This window comes from Streptomyces sp. NPDC057136 (assembly GCF_042670885.1).
Taxonomy (GTDB): domain Bacteria; phylum Actinomycetota; class Actinomycetes; order Streptomycetales; family Streptomycetaceae; genus Streptomyces.
Window position 1 is genome coordinate 1 of record NZ_JBHUUV010000014.1, and the last position, 19391, is coordinate 19391.

General features: G+C 69.8%; 10 protein-coding genes, 1 tRNA gene and 1 pseudogene. 9 read left to right on the forward strand and 3 right to left on the reverse strand.

What is annotated here, in order from left to right; all coding sequences use genetic code 11:
• Positions 1–177: 177 nt before the first annotated feature.
• A complete protein-coding gene (locus ACFT7S_RS18510) occupies positions 178–1518 on the reverse strand; it encodes a LysR family transcriptional regulator (RefSeq protein ID WP_382732876.1) in 1341 nt (446 codons plus the stop codon).
• A gap of 281 nt (positions 1519–1799) precedes the next feature.
• Between ACFT7S_RS18510 and ACFT7S_RS18515 the strand changes: the two genes are divergently transcribed.
• The 6 genes and pseudogenes from ACFT7S_RS18515 to ACFT7S_RS18540 all read left to right on the forward strand — a co-directional run bounded on the left by ACFT7S_RS18515 (position 1800) and on the right by ACFT7S_RS18540 (position 8941).
• On the forward strand, positions 1800–3518 hold the full coding sequence (locus ACFT7S_RS18515) for a thiamine pyrophosphate-binding protein (protein ID WP_382732879.1): 1719 nt from the start codon (positions 1800–1802) through the stop codon (positions 3516–3518).
• Between the two features lie 2 nt (positions 3519–3520).
• A pseudogene (locus tag ACFT7S_RS18520) lies at positions 3521–5035 on the forward strand (asparagine synthase-related protein); the annotation flags it as partial.
• 115 nt (positions 5036–5150) lie between these two features.
• Positions 5151–6110 carry an agmatinase gene (gene speB / locus ACFT7S_RS18525; RefSeq protein WP_382732881.1) on the forward strand — a complete coding sequence of 320 codons (960 nt, stop codon included), beginning with the start codon at positions 5151–5153 and terminating at the stop codon, positions 6108–6110.
• Positions 6107–7087 (forward strand): clavaminate synthase Cs1, encoded by a 981-nt coding sequence (cs1, locus tag ACFT7S_RS18530; protein ID WP_382732884.1) that lies wholly within the window; start codon positions 6107–6109, stop codon positions 7085–7087. Before speB ends, cs1 begins: the two co-directional genes overlap by 4 nt.
• An 88-nt stretch (positions 7088–7175) precedes the next feature.
• Positions 7176–8150: an RCC1 domain-containing protein gene (locus ACFT7S_RS18535; protein WP_382732887.1), complete on the forward strand. Its 975-nt coding sequence runs from the start codon at positions 7176–7178 to the stop codon at positions 8148–8150.
• A 101-nt stretch (positions 8151–8251) separates the two neighbouring features.
• Positions 8252–8941 carry a hypothetical protein gene (locus ACFT7S_RS18540; RefSeq protein WP_382732890.1) on the forward strand — a complete coding sequence of 230 codons (690 nt, stop codon included), beginning with the start codon at positions 8252–8254 and terminating at the stop codon, positions 8939–8941.
• Positions 8942–8996: 55 nt separating this feature from the next.
• Here ACFT7S_RS18540 and ACFT7S_RS18545 read toward each other — a convergent pair whose 3' ends face one another.
• Positions 8997–13151 carry a NocE gene (locus ACFT7S_RS18545; protein WP_382732892.1) on the reverse strand — a complete coding sequence of 1385 codons (4155 nt, stop codon included), beginning with the start codon at positions 13149–13151 and terminating at the stop codon, positions 8997–8999.
• Between the two features lie 295 nt (positions 13152–13446).
• On the opposite strand from ACFT7S_RS18545, the gene ACFT7S_RS18550 reads away from it, so the two are divergent.
• Positions 13447–14028, forward strand: coding sequence for a hypothetical protein (locus tag ACFT7S_RS18550; protein WP_382732895.1), 582 nt, complete (start codon positions 13447–13449; stop codon positions 14026–14028).
• 204 nt (positions 14029–14232) lie between these two features.
• Positions 14233–14305: transfer RNA gene (locus ACFT7S_RS18555), tRNA-Arg, on the forward strand.
• Between the two features lie 405 nt (positions 14306–14710).
• Here ACFT7S_RS18555 and ACFT7S_RS18560 read toward each other — a convergent pair.
• Positions 14711–18073, reverse strand: coding sequence for a BTAD domain-containing putative transcriptional regulator (locus tag ACFT7S_RS18560; RefSeq protein WP_382732898.1), 3363 nt, complete (start codon positions 18071–18073; stop codon positions 14711–14713).
• A gap of 169 nt (positions 18074–18242) precedes the next feature.
• Here ACFT7S_RS18560 and ACFT7S_RS18565 point away from each other — a divergent pair, with 169 nt between their 5' ends.
• Positions 18243–19004 (forward strand): SDR family oxidoreductase, encoded by a 762-nt coding sequence (locus tag ACFT7S_RS18565; RefSeq protein ID WP_382732901.1) that lies wholly within the window; start codon positions 18243–18245, stop codon positions 19002–19004.
• Positions 19005–19391: the final 387 nt, after the last annotated feature.

Genomic DNA, 19391 nt, shown 5'->3' on the forward strand with positions numbered 1-19391 from the left:
TCGAGCAGGGGAGGCCCCATTCGCCATGCCTCAATCCTCCGCCTTGCAGCTGCACGCACCAGACCCCGCTCCCTGATCCGGCCTGATCCAAACGAAAGACCCGAGCTGTGACGGCCGGCCGCGGCGGGGGAGGCTCCGCCGCGGCCGGCCCGTATCTCAGCGGCCGCCGGACAGGCCCTAGCCCGCCTTCGTCCACCGGCGGTGCGGCACCGGCCGGCCCGTGCTCCGGCGGGCCGCGATGCCCGCCCCGTGGAACTCCGTCTCGAACGCGTCCAGTTGGCGCAGGAACTGCCGGGTGGAGCTGGTCAGCGAAGTCCCACGGGAACTGCGCAGCAGCAGCCTGGCGCCCAGCCGGAATTCCAGCCGATGAATCCGGCGGGTCAGGGCGGACTGGCTGATGGACAGCACCGCCGCCGCCCGGTTGATGCTGCCGTGCTGGGCGACCGCGCGCAGCAGATGCAGATCCTCGACATCGAGCTGCCCGGATTCGGACCCGGATTCCGGCCCTGATTCCGCCCCGGCTTCCGACGACGACGCAGCGCCCGGTGACGTTTGCGCGGCCGGGGCGGCGCCCGCGTCCTGGCGGTCCAGCTGCGCCCCGTACCACTGGGCCCACCAGGGGTCGCGGAGCATGTCCTGATGGTGCTCGGCGAACCGCCCCAGATAGCGGGCCGTGAGCAGCGTGGCCAGTTGCTCGGCCAGCGCCCCCGGCACCACGGCCGGGTCGACGATCAGCGAGCAGGTGCGGCGGGGGCGTTCGACGACGGACCGGCGCACCAGGTTCGGCGTATGCAGGGCCGGTCCCGTGGGCGAACCGAGGCCGACGGCATCCCCCCGGTGCAGCATGCCCCGCACGACCGAGGCCCCGGCCACCTGGAGCCGCGCAGGCTTGGGCAGACCCGCGGCGTGGAAGACGCGCTCGACCAGCACCTCCGACCCGGGCCCCGCCTCGCTCACCCAGTTCTCGTCCAGCAGATCGGCCAGCGCGAGCGATTCCCGGTCGGCCAGCGGGTGACCGGACGGCAGCGTGACCCACAGCGCGTCGTCGAGCACGTCGTACACCCGTACCGCCCGGTCGACCGAGGCGTGCGGGGCGTGCGGGGCGTCGAAACCCCAGGTGTGCACGGCGTCCACGGAGAAGTCGGCCAGCTGCCGCAGCGCCCCGTGCGGGGTGTCGTGGCTGATGGACAGCAGCACCCCCAGCGTGGCCGCCGCGTCCTCGACCACGTCCTCCAGCAGCGGTTCGGCGGAGGCGATCGACAGTACGTCCGGGGCGTCCAGGGCCTCCGGTCCGCTGCCGAATATCTCCGTACGGGCGGCCAGGTCGACTTGTCGGAAGAAGCGGCGCCCGGCCACGAGCAGCCGGGAACCGGCCGCGGTCAGCTGCGCGGAATGACAGCCGCGCCGGGTCAGCGCCAGGTCCACGTCCTTGTCCAGCCGGTCCAGCCTCCGCTCGACCGATCCCTGGCGCAGACCGAGCCTCCGGGCCACCTCGGCGAGGTCTCCGCATCCCGCCACCGTGTCCAGAAGCCGCAGGTCCGCACGGGAAAAGGGAAACTGCGCCGGCGGAACGGGAACAGACGCCAAAACTCGCTCAAAAGGCACCGTGGACATCCTTTTTGATTGAGACCGACCGGCTCAGGGGGGCCGGCTTTCCGCATCAGAGTTCGGGGCGCGTCACTCCCGCCCGTCTCCGCCCTCTCTCCGTCCCCTCCTCGGATATCTGGAAGAGAGCGGGCGAAGAGCGGCGACCGTCACGGTTCTCAGGTCTTACCCATCGCTGAACGACCAGGAGACCCATGTCCCGCGTATCGACCGGCCCCAAGAACGAACCGACAGCTGCCCACGCACTGCTGACCCGGCTGCACGAGCACGGTGTGGACAAGGTCTTCGGCGTCGTCGGCCGCGAGGCCGCCTCGATCCTCTTCGACGAGGTCGAGGGGATCGAGTTCGTGCTCACCCGGCACGAGTTCACCGCCGGTGTCGCCGCCGATGTGCTCGCCCGTATCAGCGGCCGCCCGCAGGCATGCTGGGCGACGCTCGGCCCCGGAATGACGAACCTCTCCACGGGCATCGCCACATCGATCCTGGACCGCTCGCCGGTCATCGCGCTGGCCGCCCAGTCCGAGTCCCACGACATCTTCCCCAACGACACCCACCAGTGCCTCGACCTGGTCGCCATCGCGAAGCCGATGACGAAGTACGCCGTTGAGCTGGAGCGCCCGCACGAGATCACCGACCTGGTGGACTCCGCGGTGTCGGCGGCCATGACCGAGCCGGTCGGCCCCTCCTTCATCTCCCTGCCGGTCGACCTGCTGGGCTCCAGCGAGGGCATCGACCTCGAAGGCCGCCCGCCGGCCCGCACCCCGGCCAAGCCCACCGGCATGGTCGACGCCGACTGGAAGAGCGCCGCCGACGAGGCCGTCGAGCTGCTGCGCGGTGCCAAGCACCCGGTCCTGGCCGTCGGTGCTGCGGCCATCCGCTCCGGCGCCGTGGACGCCATCCGCGCCCTGGCCGAGCGGCTGAACATCCCGGTCATCACGACGTACATCGCCAAGGGCATCCTGCCGCACGAGCACGAGCTCAACTACGGTGCCGTCACCGGCTACATGGACGGCATCCTCGGCTTCCCGGCCCTGGAGACCCTGTTCGCCCCGGTGGACGTCGTCCTCACCGTCGGCTACGACTACGCCGAGGACCTGCGGCCCTCGATGTGGGCCCGCGGCCAGGAGAAGAAGACCGTCCGCATCTCCCCCACCCCGAACCCGATCCCCCGGGTGTACCGCCCGACCATCGACGTCGTCACCGACGTGCTGGCCTTCGTCGAGCACGTCGACGCGGCCACAGCCGACCTCGCCGCGAAGGACCGGCACGACATCGCCCCGCTGCGCGCACGGATCGCGGAGTTCCTCGCCGACCCGAGCGAGTACGAGGACGGCATGCGCGTCCACCAGGTCATGGACTCCATGAACGAGGTCATGGCCGAGGCAGCGGGTCCGGGCCGCGGCACGATCGTCTCCGACATCGGCTTCTTCCGTCACTACGGGGTGCTGTTCGCCCGCGCGGACCAGCCGTTCGGCTTCCTCACCTCGGCCGGCTGCTCCAGCTTCGGCTACGGCATCCCGGCGGCCATCGGCGCCCAGATGGCCCGCCCCGGCGAGCCCACCTTCCTCATCGCGGGCGACGGCGGCTTCCACTCCAACAGCGCCGACCTGGAGACGATCGCCCGTCTCAACCTGCCGATCGTCACCGTCGTCGTGAACAACGACACCAACGGTCTCATCGAGCTCTACCAGAACCTCGGCCACCGCCGCAGCCACGACCCGGCGGTCAAGTTCGGCAGCGTCGACTTCGTCGCCCTCGCGGAGGCGAACGGTGTCGACGCGACCCGTGCGACCTCGCGCGAGGAACTGCTCGCCGCGCTGCGCAAGGGAGCCGAGCTGGGCCGTCCCTTCCTCATCGAAGTACCGGTCAACTATGACTTCACGACCGGTGGCTTCGGGGCACTGAGCATCTGATCATGTCAGCGCAGGAGTCTCCTGCCGCCTACGGATTCCTGGTCTCCGCCCAGCTGGACGGAGACCGGGTCCTCGGTGCGGCCCACGCCACCCAGGGCACGAGCACCGGCGTCCGCGAACGTCTGCAGACGCAGACCGTCACCGCGTCGCTGGTCCATGCCCCCGCCATCTCCCCCGAGCCCGCGGTCGCCCGCGACACGGACATCGCCGTGCTGGCCGTCGGTGAGATCTACAACGGGGACGACCTCCGGTCCGTACTCCCGTCACTCCCGTCCTCCGAAGCCGACACCGGCGACGCGCAACTGCTGCTCCAACTGTTCCACCGGTACGGAATCCACGCGTTCCGCCTCGTCAACGGCCGGTTCGCCGCAGTCGTCGCCACCGGACAGTGCGTCTACCTGGCGACCGACCACGCCGGCTCCGTCCCCCTGTACATCCGGCCGGGACGCGGCGAGGTCTTCGCCTCGACCGAGGCCAAGACGCTGGCCGGACACGGCGGACCGATGGGCCTGCCGGTCCCGTCCGCCCGCCGGGTACGGCGTCTTGCCGGGGTCTACCAGGTACCGGCCGGCACGGTGCTGGCCATCGACCTCAAGACCGGCACCACCGACGCCCACCGCACATGGGCACCGACGCTGTCCCGCCGCATCGTCGACGAGGACGAGGCGGTCCAGTCGCTGCGCGACGTCCTGGACACCGCCGTCCGCTCCCGGCTGGGCCCGGACGGGCCTCCGCTCGTGGTGCTCTCCGGCGGCATCGACTCCTCCGGGGTCGCGGCGCTCGCGCACCGGGCCGCCGGCGCCCTGGACACGGTGTCGATGGGGACCGAGACCTCGGACGAGTTCCCGCAGGCCCGCGTCGTGGCGAACCACCTCGGCTCGCACCACCGCGAACTGACGCTGCAGACCTCGGACCTGCTCGGCCGGCTGCCGCACACCGTCTGGTCCGCGGAGTCGCTCGACCCGGACATCATCGAGTACCTGCTGCCCCTCAACTCCCTCTACGGGACGCTCAAGGGACCGCAGCGCCGCATCCTCACCGGGTACGGGGCCGACATCCCGCTCGCCGGAATGCACCGCGAGGACCGGCTGCCGGACCTGGACTCGGCGGTGGCGTACGACATGGCCACCTTCGACGGTCTCAACGAGATGTCGCCGGTGCTGTCGACGATGTACGGGCACTGGACCACGCACCCGTACTGGGACCGTGAGGTGCTCGACCACCTGGTCTCCCTGGAGGCCGGGCTCAAGCGCCGATACGGGCGTGACAAGTGGGTGCTGCGTGCCGCGATGACCGAGCTGCTGCCGCACGAGACCGTCACCCGGCCCAAGCTCGGTGTGCACGAGGGGTCCGGCACCACCTCCGCCTTCAGCCTGATCCTCACGGAGCACGGCGTACCGGAGGAGTCCATACCCAGCGCCAAACGGCAGGTCGTGCAGGAGCTGTTCGACCGCACCGTCGTCAACGGCGAGCACCCGGACCACGTCTCCACTTGGGACGTGGTCGGCGAGGTGGCGGCCCAGCTCGAGGAGCGCCGCTCCGTACCGTCCGCGCGACGGCCCGCGGGCTCTCCGCAGCTGCACGCCGCGCCCGTCCCCGGTCACCGGCCGGCTCCGGAAGGGGAGTGAACCAGTGCAGCGCATCGATTCGCATGTCTCGCCCCGTTACGCACAGATCCCCACCTTCATGCGGCTCCCGCACGACACCGAGCCGAGCGGTTACGACGTGGTGGTCATCGGCGCCCCCTACGACGGAGGCACCAGCTACCGTCCGGGCGCCCGCTTCGGCCCGCGCGCCATCCGCAACGAGTCGGGGCTCATCCACGGTGTCGGCATCGACCGGGGCCCGGGGACCTTCGATCTCATCCGGTGCGCGGACGCCGGGGACATCGACCTGACGCCGTTCAACATGCATATCGCCATGGAGACGGCCGAGCAGCACCTCAAGGCGGTGCTGGCGGACAACGCGGCGTTCCTGATGCTCGGCGGCGACCACTCGCTGACCCTGGCCGCACTCCGGGCGGTCGCCGACCAGCACGGTCCGGTGGCGGTGGTGCACCTGGACGCGCACTCCGACACCAACCCGGCGTTCTACGGCGGCGAGTTCCATCACGGGACCCCGTTCCGGCACGCCATCGACGAGAAGATCATCGATCCGTCGGCGATGGTCCAGATCGGCATCCGCGGCCACAACCCGAAGCCGGACTCGCTCGACTACGCCCGCGGGCACGGCGTCCGGATCGTCACCGCCGACGAGTTCGCCGACAACCCCGTGGCCCGGACGGCCGACCTCGTACGCGAACGGGTCGGCAAGCGTCCTGTGTACGTCTCGGTGGACATCGACGTACTCGACCCGGCGTTCGCCCCGGGCACCGGCACCCCGGCCCCGGGAGGACTGACCTCCCGCGAGGTCCTCGCGCTGCTGCGCTGCATCGGGGACCTCAAACCGGTCGGCTTCGACGTCATGGAGGTCTCCCCGCTCTACGACCACGCGGGGATCACCTCCGTCCTGGCCACCGAGATCGGCGCGGAACTGCTCTACCAGTACGCCCGCGCCCATCGCCCCAGAAGCGAAGGAGACAACGCACCATGACCGAACCGATCATCGACTGCACACGGGACGGCGATCAGCTCCGCGCGCTCGCCGCGCGGCTGCCGAAGGTCCCGCGCGCCGATCTGTACGCCTTCCTGGACACCGCGAAGCAGCATTCGGTGGAGCTGCCCCAGCATCTGGGCGCCACGCTCGACGCGTTCAACGCCGACGGCAACAACGACGGCTATCTGCTGCTGCGCGGGCTTCCGGTGGACCAGGGCGACGCCCTGCCCGCCACCCCGACCAGCACCCCCGCCCCGGTGGACCGTGGGCTGCTGTCCATGGAGGCGATGCTCGCGCTCGTCGGGCGCAGGCTCGGACTCCACACGGGCTACCAGGAGCTCCGCTCGGGCACCGTCTACCACGACGTGTATCCGTCGCCGGGTGCCCATCACCTGTCCTCGGAGACCTCCGAGACACTGTTGGAGTTCCACACGGAGATGGCGTACCACATCCTCCAGCCCAACTACGTGATGCTCGCCTGCTCCCGCGCCGACCACGAGCGCAAGGCCAAGACCCTGGTCGGTTCGGTCCGCAAGGCGCTGCCGCTGCTCTCGGACGAGGTGCGCACGCGCCTCTTCGACCGCAAGATGCCGTGCATGGTCGACGTGGCGTTCCGCGGCGGGGTGGAGGACCCGGGGGCCATCGCCGAGGTCAAGCCGCTGTACGGCGACGAGAAGGACCCGCTGCTGGGCTACGACCGTGAGCTCCTCGCCCCGGAGGACCCCGCGGACAAGGAAGCCGTGGCGGCGCTGTCCGCGGCTCTCGACGACGTGACCGAGGAAGTCAGCCTGGTCCCCGGTGACGTACTCATCATCGACAACTTCCGTACGACGCACGCCCGTACACCGTTCTCGCCGCGGTGGGACGGCAAGGACCGGTGGCTGCACCGCGTCTACATCCGCACCGACCGCAACGGCCAGCTCTCCGGCGGTGAGCGGGCGGGCGATGTGATCTCGTTCAGCCCGCGCCGCTGACCGAACCCCCCACGGGACGGGCCGGCCCCTTCTCCGGGGGCCGGCCTTCGCCACTTTTTGACACCCTTTATCTGACAAGGACCTTGATATGCCGAGTACTTCGCGCCCGCGCACGGGCGTCTCGCTGCGACTGGCGGCCGCCGTCGGGGCGGGCCTGCTGATCACCCTGGGCGCCGCACCGGCCCACGCGACGACCGGGAGCGCCGCCGCGACCGGCACCGTCCTGGCCTGGACCGCCGGCGAGAACAACTGGGGGGAGGCCACCGTTCCCGCCGAGGCGCAGTCGGGGGTCTCCGCCATCGACGCGGGCGATTACCACAGCCTCGCGATCAAGAACGGCAAGGTGCTCATGTGGGGCACCTGGGTCTGCTGGCAGGTCACCGACTGCACGACGAACAAGATCTACGTCCCCACCGAGGCCCAGTCCGGCGTGACCGCCGTCGCGGGCGGCTACGACCACAGCCTCGCGCTCAAGGACGGCAAGGTCATCGCCTGGGGCAGCAACGCCCGCGGCCAGCTGAACGTCCCGGTCGAGGCCCAGTCCGGTGTGACGTCCATCGCCGCCAGCGGTGACCGGAGCCTGGCACTGAAGAACGGCAAGGTCATCGCCTGGGGCGGCTCGAATCTTGGGGGCGACCTCAATGTGCCGGTGGAGGCCCAGTCCGGAGTGACCGCGATGTCCGCCGGGAACTTCCACAATCTGGCGGTCAAGAACGGCAAGGTCATCGCCTGGGGCGGTGACAACTACGCCGGTCAGAACACGGTCCCCACGGCGGCCACCACCGGGGTGACCGCTGTCGCGGCCGGGTTCTCGCAGAGCCTGGCACTCAAGAACGGCCAGGTCATCGCCTGGGGCGACAGCGACCACGTCGCCGTGCCGACCGCGGCCCAGTCGGGCGTGACAGCCATCGCCGCCGCCATGTCCCACAGCCTCGCGCTGAAGAACGGCAAGGTCATCGCCTGGGGCGGCACCGCGCCCGGAGCCAACTCCGTGCCGACCGCCGCCACTTCGGGCGTGACCGCGATCGCCACCGGATCGAACCACAGCCTGGCACTCAAGTAGCGGACACCCCACCCCGAACCCAGGGCGGCGGACCGGCCACCGGACCGGTCCGCCGCCCTGTCATGTTCCGGCCTGTTCCGGCCTTGGAGGAGACTCGTCTTATGACTTCACGCTTACGCCGGCGGTCCGGCCAGGCCGCATCCCTGCTCTTCGTGTTCCTGCTGGCCGGCGTCGGCGCCTGCTCCGGCGGCCCGAGCCAGAGCAAGCTCAAGGGAATCGCCACCTCCGACGAGGTACGCCAGAAGCGCGAGCGCACCGAGCGCGAACTGCGTGCCAGGGCCGAGGAGATCGGCAAGGCATCCCCATGGGGCCCCGCTCTGCGTACCACCGTGGTGGACACGTGCGCGCGGGGCGCGGGCAAGAACTACTTCGACCCGAATCCGCCGGAGCGGACCGCCATGAACTGTCTGATGCGGCTGCACCTGTACTTCGTCGTGGACCGCCCCGTACAGGAGGTGCTGCGGGAGCTGGGGACCATGAAGACCCCCACCGTCTGGAACTCGGAATCCATCCGGGGCGCCCTGCGCTACTACGAGGAGAAGACCTACGAGAGCCCGCACGCCTACCGGCCGTCGATCGCAAGCCTCACGGGTGGGGAGCAGCTGTCCTGGGACGTGGCCGGCAACAGCGAGAAGCTGAAGCACCCGGACCCCTGTGCCACGCGCCCGACGGTCTACAGCCGCTGTGTCTCGGAGCCCGCCGACGTCACCCTGCCCGACCTCCGGAAGCGCGGGGGCACGCTGTTCGAGTGGACGCTGAACGCGGGCTACCACACCGTCCCGGGCAAGTAGCCGCACGGAGAAGCCGACCGGGGACATCCCCGGCCGGCTCCCTTCAACTACTGGGCTAGACCCAGCCGTCGATCGTCCACTCCATGGCGTCCGCGTACAGCCGGGCGCCCCCGATCTTCGGGTGGAAGGACTGCGCGGAGAGGCCGTAGTCCCGCAGGATCGGCCAGTCCTTGATCGTGTTGTCGCTGTCGGTCAGCGTCTTGACCATGCCGTGAATGCTCTCCGGATCGCCGCAGACTCCCTTGCCCTCGAAGTTCGTCGTGGGGTCGGAGAACCGTGCGTCGATGCCCCTGCCCCGGGCCAGCAGCGCGGCGTCCTTCATCTCGCTGGTGAGATGCGCGGCGATGAAGTTGAGCCAGTCGTTGGACTCCTTGGAGAGTCCGAGCGGGCCGAGCCGCAAGCAGCCGGCGTCGGCCGAGATCAGCTTCGGGTAGCCCATGAGCATGATCTTGGCGTTGGGCGCCTTGCTGTGAATGCGGTCCATGACGGCGCCGATGTCCGTCTTCACCACCTGGGTGATCAGCAGAGGCAGCGCCTCCTGCATCTCGCGCCCCTGGTAGGGGCCGTCCCTGTTGGTCTCGATCGTGCCGTTCCCGTCGACGTCACGGTCGATCTTCGGCTCGTGCGACTCGAACGCCTTCGTCTCGCAGCTGCCCGATCCGAACGAGATCAGGCACTTCTGGATGACATCGGAGAACCGCGAGTCGTTACCGCCGATGGAGATCGTGACCAGGCTCGTGTTCTGGTCCAGATACCCCTTGTCGATCTGCGGCAGCTCGCCGTTCTCCGGGTGCTTCAGGATGTTGTACGTCCGCGCACCCGAGCAGGCGATCAGGTGGTAGTCCATGCTCGCGTCCCAGCTGTCCGCGAGCTCACCGACGGATGCGAACGCCCCCGGTGTCTTGGCCTGGCGCGACCACGCCTTCTTGGAGCGGTGGCAGGCGTTGCGGGTCTCCTCGTTCTGGGAGTCCCGGTAGTTGGTCTCCTTGTAGTAGTCCGCGTTGCCGTCGGATGCGCCCTCGCCCGAGGAGAAGGAGTCGCCCATGGCCACGATCTGGTGCTTCGGCTTTCCGGGCAGCTTCTGGAACGCGACGGAGTCCCAGGCCACGTCCTCCCCGCTGCCGCCGTCCGCGGTGTGCGTGGACAGGGAGACCGTGGGCGTGCCGGTGAAGCGGAAGACTCCCAGGCTCACCCAGCGGTTCTCACGGGTGCGCTGTGGCACCACGCGTACCGGCGAATCGGAGTCCGTACCGCCCACGACGTAGGCGGCCTGGCGGGTGTGCGCGCCATGGTCGGGCATATGGACCAGGACCCTGGTCCAGCCGATGGCCGACTCGTCCAGCGTCCACTTGCCGGTGGTGAACAGCCGGCTGCCGTCGGCGGTGGTCTTGTCCCTGGTGTGGGAGAACCAGAAGTGGTTGTTGTCGCCCGCCCCGATCTGGTGCAGGTCCATCTTTCCTGGATACGTGCCGTTCCACCCGGTGAAGCTGAACTCGAACTTCCCGGCCGATGTGGAGGCACCGCACGATCTGCTCGCACTCCCCGCCGGCATGGCGCCGTAGGGGATGTCCTCGACGATCTTGACCCCGGCCGGCAGACCGCCCATCCCGCACTGCGGCGGGTAGGAGTTCGCGTCCGGTTGTTCGACATACGTGTCGTTGAACCGATGGACGGCGTTGCCGCACATCGCGAAGGTGGTGCAGTCCTTCCACTCCACCGAGGTGTTCCACCAGCAGTGCAGCCAGTGCGGGTTGGTGTCCTTGTTCCCCTCGTCGAGGGTGCAGGCGCCCTGACCGGGGTCGTTGGAGTCACCGTCACCGATACGGCCCGCGTAGCAGTCGTTGTTCTCCATGGTGCAGAACAGGTCGATCGGCGGCTTGGCGGCCGTGCGGTAACCGTTGTTGGTCCACCACGCGGGGCGGTAGCCGGCCTGGATGTCACCGGGGCCGAACATCGCCGCGATGGGACGGGCGGCCCAGCCGATGACCTTCTCCTGGTACGGCCAGTCCTGCGGGTGCGCGGCGTGCGAGTAGTCGTCCGCGCCGTCCGCGTTCTCCAGGAACGGAGTCCGGTTGTACTTCCAGATCGGGTTGGCCGGGTTGTTGGTGAAGCCGACGCCCCAGTGCTCGTCGCCGCCCGCCGGGTCGCCGCCCTTCTCGTAGAAGCCCGAGTTGTAGGCCCACAGGGCGAAGAACCAGTTCTCGATGTACCGCGGGTGGCCGTTGTTGACGGTCAGCCCGGTCTTCGCGGTCTGGTTCCACTTGTCGATGAGGATGTTCGCACCGGCGGCGATGTTCGCCGTGTAGTCGAGCGCGACGGCCTCCTGCTGGGTCTTGCTCAGCTTGACGCCCTGGTCGGCGAGGCGCATGCCGTCGGTGACCTGGGAGATGCCGTAACCGCAGTCCGCGTCGGCCCAGTTGATGAGCCACGGGTCCGTCTGCTCCCCGTCGGGGGCGTAGTCGACACCGTAGAAGTTCCCGATCAGGGAGTTCGCTGTGACACCCGGAACGGCGAAGCGGGTGGCCTGCCACATGTTGGATTCCTGCGCGGTGATACCGAGCAGGACCTGCGACGGGACGTGCCAGTCGTCGGTACGGTCCGGTACGCCGTTGGTGTCCCCGTACATCAGGTCCAGCGGGAACAGGGACTGCGGCTGGTAGGCCGCCATGCCCGTGTTCTTCCAGTTGGACGCACGCGAGACGTGCTTGTTGAGCGTTCCGGCGACCGTCTGGTTCACGGCCCACTCCACCTGTCGCGGAGTCGGCTGGAACGCCTGCTTGCGGATGTCGTTACGCGGTACGGCGCAGGTGCGCTCGGCCTCGACCGGGTCGGTGGGCGAACCGGCGAGCACCGTGGCCGACGCCTTGGCCGCACCCGCGGTCTTCGCGCCGGACTTCGCGGCCTTTGCGCCCCCGGGCAGCGCGGGCGACGTGGCGGTCCCCGCGGCCTGCTCCTTCACACCTCCGAGCGGCTTGCCGCCCGGCAGCGCCTCCAGCTCCGCCGTCTTCCCCGTGCCGATCACGCGCAGCTCGGTGCGGACCGTACGGGCTTCGCCCTCGGCCTCGGCGCGCAGCGGCGCCTTCTTCCCCGCCGCCCAGGCGGTACCCACGGCGGCCTCGCCGCGGGTGGAGATCCGGGCGTCCTTGCCCAGGTCGCCCCGGTTCTTGACGCTGCCCGGCAGCTTGCCCTCGGTCCTGGCCTCGCCCGTGACGTAGACGGTACCGTCGGCGGAGGACGCCAGGTCCCAGTCCGTCAGGCCGCCGCGGACCAGGGTGGCCGGTTGGGCGCCGCCGTTCCTGATCTGCCCGGCGGTCACCCGCCGGGCCCGGCTGTCGCCCTCGTCGGACTTCTTCTTCGCGGAGCCCGGTATCCGTTCGATGAACGTGACGCCGCCGTTGCCGTCGGCCCGGAGCTGGAAGGGGACGCTGCCCGTGCGGGCGATCGTCTTCTTCTTGCCGTCCTTGCCGATCCTGATCAGCCGCGCCCCGTCGGCCGCCACGATGCCCTGCGCCGTCGGCACCGCGGAGGTCACCTGGCCGCCGAACAGCACCGGCTTCTCGGCCTTGCCACTGGCGAGGTCGACGGAGACGAGACGGGTCCCGGACTGCTTGTCCCCGTCGTGGGAGAGCTGAGTGAAGACCGCGTCCTCACCCGTACCGCAGCCGGGCGAGAAGTACGCCAGTGCCGCCTGGTACGGAAGCTTGGTGACCTTCCCCGACTCCAGGTCCACGACGGCGGTGAACGCCCCGCGCACCATCAGCTCGGGCTTGTTCGTGAACGTACGGGGCGCATAGGCCACCGCCGCCAGCTTCCCGGACTCCGAGACGCAGGCGTTCCCGATCCAGGCGTCGGCCTCGAAGCCGGGCTCCGACAGGGTGGCGGCGGTCTTCCACTCGTACCCCTTGGCCGCGTCGGCCACGAGCACATGGAAGCCCTCCGCGTCCCCGGAGGTGGTCCACGCCACGTCCTTGGAAGCGGCGAACCCCTTGCCCTGCACGGCGGCGCGCCGCTCCGGGGGAATGGCCGCGGCCGGCTGCTCGCCGTCCTTCGCGGCCTTGCCCGCCTGGTCGGCCGACCAGCCCTGGGCAGCGCCCTTCGGGATCTTGGGATCTACGGCAGCGGCCTGTGAGGGCAGGGTCGCCAGGAGCGCGACGGCGGTCGCGACGACCACCGGCCCCCGCGCCCGCCGCTGTCTGAGACTTCGTTTCAAGGTGCGTTCCTACTCTGCTCGGCAAGAGCCGGAGCACACACCGATCGCGGCCCCGGCCCGGCGGCGCACGAGGGCCGCCGCGGGCCAGTGCACACCTGCGATCTCTCTCCCAACTCTTCCTGGCGTCCCACCCTCCCCACCGCCCCGAGCCCGGGAATCCGCTTCCGGACATCTTTGACCCAACCCCGCAGGTGATCACGACAGAATTCGGCCTACTGATCATGCGCAGGTCATTTCCCTGCCCCCGCTTCTCTACTGTCACGGGACAACTCGGGTACGGGGAAAGGGACTTCACATGGTTCTCACGGCACACGCCCGCCTCTGGGCTTCGGTGGTCGCATGCACGGCCGGCACCCTGCTCATGGCCGCACCACAGGCCCAGGCGGCCACACCGGAAGCACCGCCCACCACCGCCTCCGCCGCCTCCGCCGCCTCCGCCGCCGTCGCCGTCGCGCCGGACTGTCAGGGCATCTGCGTACTCGGCGTACGCGCCGCGACCCACCCCGACTTCGACCGCTTCGTGATCGACCTGGGCGAGGGCACGATCCCCGAGTGGACGACGAGCACCCAGACGACCCCGCTGACGTGCTGCGGCGACGAGACGAACGAACACGTGGTCCCGATCCAGGGCAACAAGTACCTGAAGATCTACCTCTCCCCGGCGACCACGTTCGACTTCAACACCTCCACGGTGCTGTACACCAGCCCGATGTACGCCACGTACGACTTCCCCAGCCTCAAGGGCCAGGGCCGCACCGACATCTACGACCCCGAGGCACGGGCCTTCCACATCGGCCTCGCGCTGGACGACTACTCCTCGTACAAGATCTTCAAGCTCACGGCCCCGAACCGCATCGTGGTCGACATCAACCACTGACCCGGCACCCACCCCCGCGCCGCCCCCGCTCCCACCGCCGTATCCGGTGCACCCCTGTCTCCGCCTACGGATCAGCGACCACCCGCTACACTTACGGCGGTGGCACAGCCTTCGCCGGCCGCGCCGCCACGACCTGTCGCCAGACAAGCCCGAAGTCGTCCGCCCACCCGGCAGACGTTCGGAAACACTCTCCGACAGAACCCCGCCTTCGTAGCTCAGGGGATAGAGCACCGCTCTCCTAAAGCGGGTGTCGCAGGTTCGAATCCTGCCGGGGGCACAGAGAAGTAGCAGGTCAGAGGCCCTGTCGTCCGAGTGGGTGGCAGGGCCTCCGGTCTTGCCGCCCATATCTGGCGCACATGGCGTGCGTTCAAAGGGTGAGGAGCGGCGACGAGGCCAAAGCAGCCAGGCCTCGCCCAGCGTCCGTACTGGAACGTGACCGACCGCCCAGAGCGCTGATTCACGCCACCCTCGGGCCCCGGAGCGAACCCGGCGACGGGTCACGCGTGATCAACGGTTCGAACCTGGCCGAGAAAGTCAATGCCCTCAAGGACGAGCAGGGCAAGAACCCGTTCCCGACTGGCGACGCCGCCCGCGGAGTATTCAGCGGATGGGGCGCCGCTCAGAACAAGCCGAGGACTCCGCCCGGATTTCGTGCGGTCGGGCCCTCGTCGTGTTCGCGGCGCTACGGCACTTCCGCGTCTCTCGCGAACGCGGCCGCGAAGTCGGCATCGCCCATGGCGTTCCGTACGGCGGCTGTGATGCGGCTGACGTCGCCGCGTTCGGCGGGTGGCAACGGTGCGCCCACCCAGGCTCGCGACCGGGCGGCGGTACCCAGCAGACCGGCGGCGAGTTCGGGACGGCCCGCGAGCTGCCACACGCCTGCCAGCCCTTCCAACGCCAGGGCGATCGCCCTTGGATCACCCGTGCTCCGAGCCGCGTTCAGGCCCTCCATGTGCAGGTTCAGAGCCGCTTCGGTGTCACCCTGCTGCTCGGCGATGAATCCGAGTTCGGCCAGGATCAGGGCGGCACCGTTCTCCGCGTCGAACTGGCGGTTCCACTCCAGCCAGGTACGCAGATACGCCTCGGCCACATCGAGCCGTCCCTGCCTCCGCGCCCCGAGCGCGAGCCCTGTCTCGGCGAACTCCTGTGCCCGCCGGTCCCCATGCTCGACGGCCACCCGTCGGCCCCGCTCGTGGAGCTCCTCGGCCCGTATGTGATCCCCGGCCAACAGGGCGATCCTGCCCAGTTCGGACCACCGGGTGGATACCTCGGTCCACAAACCCAGATCCTCGGCGATGCCCAGGGCCTCCTGATGCCCGGCCTCGGCCGCCCGGTAGTCGCCCTCGATCTCTGCCAGCCTGCCGAGCACGCCGGTGGCCTGGAGTTGACCCCATCGGTCGCCGGTCTCACGGAACAGCGAAAGACTCGTCTCGCCGTCGGCCCGGGACGCTGCCAATTCCCCGCGAACGTACCGTTGCACGCCCCGCACACTCAGCGCCGCCGCGATGCCCCAGCAGTCCCCCGCCGCACGGAACTCGTCCAGAGACCGGCGAACGAGCTCCTCCCCGACCTCCATGGCGCCGAACAGCGTCGCGGCGTAACCGAGGAACCAGCCGGCCCCCGCCCGGTCTCGCGGGTCGCGAATGTCCTCGTAGAACCGCAGCGGGGAACGGCTCTCTTCCCGGGAGCTGGTCCGGTCACCGCACAGCAGCGTCATCCCCGCGTGCCAGGCGGCGAGGGCCGCGCGGTCCGAGCCTTCCATCTTGCCCCCGAGGTCCGCCCCGGGCCGCTCCTCGACGGTCAGGGCCTCGGCCATCGAGCGTCTCGCCTCCGTGAACCGGCCGCGCAGAAACCAGTACCAGGCCATTGCCCGGACCAGCCGTCCGGCGAGCCGCGCATCGCCGTCCGCGGCCGCGGTGTCCAGCGCCGCGCGGATGTTCGCCGACTCGGCGTCGAGACGGCGCAGCCACCGCTGCTGGTCGCCACCGCGCAGGTGGATGTCGGCCCTCTCGGCCAGTGCGACGTAGTAAGAGGCGTGAGCACCGCGTAGCCGGTCGTACTCGGACGAGACCGCCCGGTCGTTCGAGGTGGTCCCGGTGGCGTGCGCGGTGCCGCCCGTGGCCGCCCGGAGCCGGTCCTGGCAGTACGCGGCCACCGACTCCAGAAGCCGGTAGCGAGGCCCGTCGGCGTGTTGGACGACGACCACCAGGGACCGGTCCACCAGTCGGGCCAGCAGGTCGACGACCTCGGCGGGCTTCACCCCACCCCCGGGGCAGAGCGCCTCGGCGGCCTCCAGGTCGCAGCCGTCAGAGTGGATTGCGAGGCGACGCAACACCGTCTGCTCGGCTGCGGTCAACAGCTCCCAACTCCAGTCGATCACCGCCCGCAAGGTCTGCTGGCGTGCCGGAGCATCGCGCCGCCCATCCGTCAGGAGCCCGAACCGGTCGTCGAGGCGCTCGGCGAGCCGAGACGCGCCGAGGACCCTGACCCGCGTCGACGCCAGCTCCAGAGCAAGCGGTATCCCGTCCATACGACGGCAGATCGTGGCCACGACCTCGGCGTTGTCGTCGGATACGGCAAATCCCGGTGACGCGGCGGCGGCCCTTGCCGCGAACAGTCGGACCGCGCTGGATCGCAACACGTCCGCCGACTCGGCTCCCGGCAGTGGTACGTCGAGCGGTGGCACCGGCCAGAGCTGCTCGCCCGAAACGCCCAGTGGCTCCCGGCTGGTGGTCAGGATGCGCACCCCCGGCGCAGCCCGCAACAGCAGCTGGGTCAGACCCGCCACCGTCTCGACGACGTGCTCGCAGTTGTCGAGCACCAGAAGAAGTTGGCGGCCGCGCAGGGCGTCGGCCAGCCTCTCTGCCAGGGGCTGGACACTTGTGGCCGACAACGCGCCGGCCCATGCGTCGTCCCGGATGCCCAAAGCAGCAGCCACCACCTCGGCAGGCCCGTCCACCGTCCAGGCAGCACCCGATGCCCATGCCGGAACTGGTTCGGCCGACTCCGCTTTGGTGGAACGTACCAGTCCGGAGAATTCCACCAGCCACACGCCATCTGCGAAGGACTCGGCCGCCCCGCTCGCGGCCTCCAGGGCAAGGCGAGTCTTGCCGACCCCTCCGGGCCCGGTCAGGGTCACGAGCCGCTCTACCGTCAGCAGCGCCCCCACCTCGGCCACGGCCCGCGACCGTCCGATCAGCGGCGTGACCGGGACAGGCAGGTTGGTGCGGCTGCGGGCCGTGTCGTCACGCGGACCGAGGCTCTCCGCACTCGGGCCGGAGCCGGTGACCGGGGCGGGCCGCAGGGCAGCCGGGTCCTGTCGGAGGATCTCCTGCTGCAGCGCGACCATTGCGGGGCCCGGTTCGAGGCCGAGCCCCTCGTCCAGTCGACGGCGCACATCCTGATAGGCGTCGAGGGCCTCGCCCGGCCGTCCGGCGCCGTACAAGGCTCGCATGTGGGCCTCGCGCAGCCGCTCCCGCAGGGGGTGCCGTTCCGCCAGTTCCTGGAGTTCCCCGGCCAGTCGGCCATGGTCTCCCAGCTGCAGCCGGGCCTCGGCAAACTCCTCCCAGACCAGCAGTCGTTGCTCGTCCAGACGCGTCACCGCCGCGCGGGCGAACGGCTCGTCCTCGAATCCCGCGAAGGCCGGCCCCCGCCACTGGGCAAGGGCCTGGGCGAACCGGTCGGCCCGCCCCCGGGGATCCGCGAAACGACGGGCCTGGTCGGCCAGCGAAAAGAACCGCTCCGCGTCCACCGCGCCGCCAGTCGCCTTCAGCAGATAGCCCGGAGGGCGGTGCGCCACCAGTTCGCGTCCACCGGCCGATGCCAGGGCTTTACGCAGCCGGGACACGAGAGTCTGCAGCGCGCTCACCGGGCGGGCCGGCAGCCCGTCACCCCAGAGGTCCTCGATCAGCCGGTCCGAGGACACCACCCGCCCCGGCTCCACCAGGAGGTCGGCCAGCAGCAGACGGACCTTCGCGTCAGGCACGACCACGAGATCACCGTTCGCGGTCCACACGGCCAAGGGGCCCAGCACTCCGAAGCGCATCGGACCAGCCTATTGCAGGCCACCGCCCGGTGGGCAGCAGCCCCGGCCCGCCGTACGCGTCCTAGACAGCAGCCGACAGCAGAGCGAAAGGCGACCGAATGCGTCGTCCCGCACGGTCTTCCCGTAACACCTCAGCACCCCACACCACTGCTAGGTACAGGGAGTCACGATGAGCAGGTTCGCGGGCAAGAAGGCTGTTGTCACCGGCGGGACCCACGGCATGGGTCTGGCGATCGTCAAGGCGCTCCTGGCCGAGGGAGCCGAGGTCGTCCTGACGGGCCGCAGCGAGAAGACTCTCGAAGAGGTACGGACGGAGCTGAAGAGCGAGACCGCGCACGTCGTGCGTTCCGACGCGGCGAGCATGGCCGACATCGCGGCCCTCGCCGAGTACGTCCGGGCAGAACTCGGCGGTATCGACCACCTCTTCATCAACCACGGCATCGCGGAGTTCGCCGAGCTCCGGGAGGTCACCGAGGCTTCCTGGGACCGGCACTTCGATATCAACACCAAGGGCGCCTTCTTCACTGTCCAAGCCCTCGACCCGCTGCTCAAGGACGGCGGATCGATGGTGTTCACCACGGTCGCCAACGACGTCGTGTTCCCCGGCCTGAGTGCCTACTCCGCATCGAAGGAAGCAATGCGCGCGTTCGCCCATGTCCTGGCGGCCGAGCTGCTGCCGCGCAAGATCCGGGTCAACGCCGTCGCCCCGGGATTCATCAAGACGCCGACGATGGGCGTGGCCGGCCTGAGCGAGGAGGAGCGCCGGGAGTTCGAGCGGCAGGGAGACGAGACGACCCCGCTCAAGCGCAACGGCACGGTCGAAGAGGTGGCCACCGCCGCCCTGTTCCTGGCCGCCGACGCGACCTTCACCACCAACGTGGAGTTCGCCGTTGACGGAGGCTTCGCCCAAGGCCTTGTCAGCACGCACTGAGACGATCAGGGGATCAGGAGGACCCTCATGTCCGCTCAAGAGACCGGAAACGCAAGGAACTCCCCGGAGTCCGCCTAGACCGCCCAGCAAGCGGCCGACAGTCCGGACCCCTCGGTCGCGGAACACGTGCGCCGATATCTCGCGACCGACGGCGCGAGCGGATACGCGAAGGAGGGATGACGAACCTCAAGGTGGGTTTCCCAGGCCGGCCGTCGCGTTCGCACAATGGCTCATCGAACCGGACCAGCAGGACTTCCCGGAACTGATCCAGGGCACGCTCGACGAACTGAGAGCCGTCACCGCGAACAAGTGACCGTCGGCGTCGGCTCGTCCTGAGCAGCCCGACCGCTCCCAACTGCTCGGGTAATATCGGCAGTTCCAGTGGGC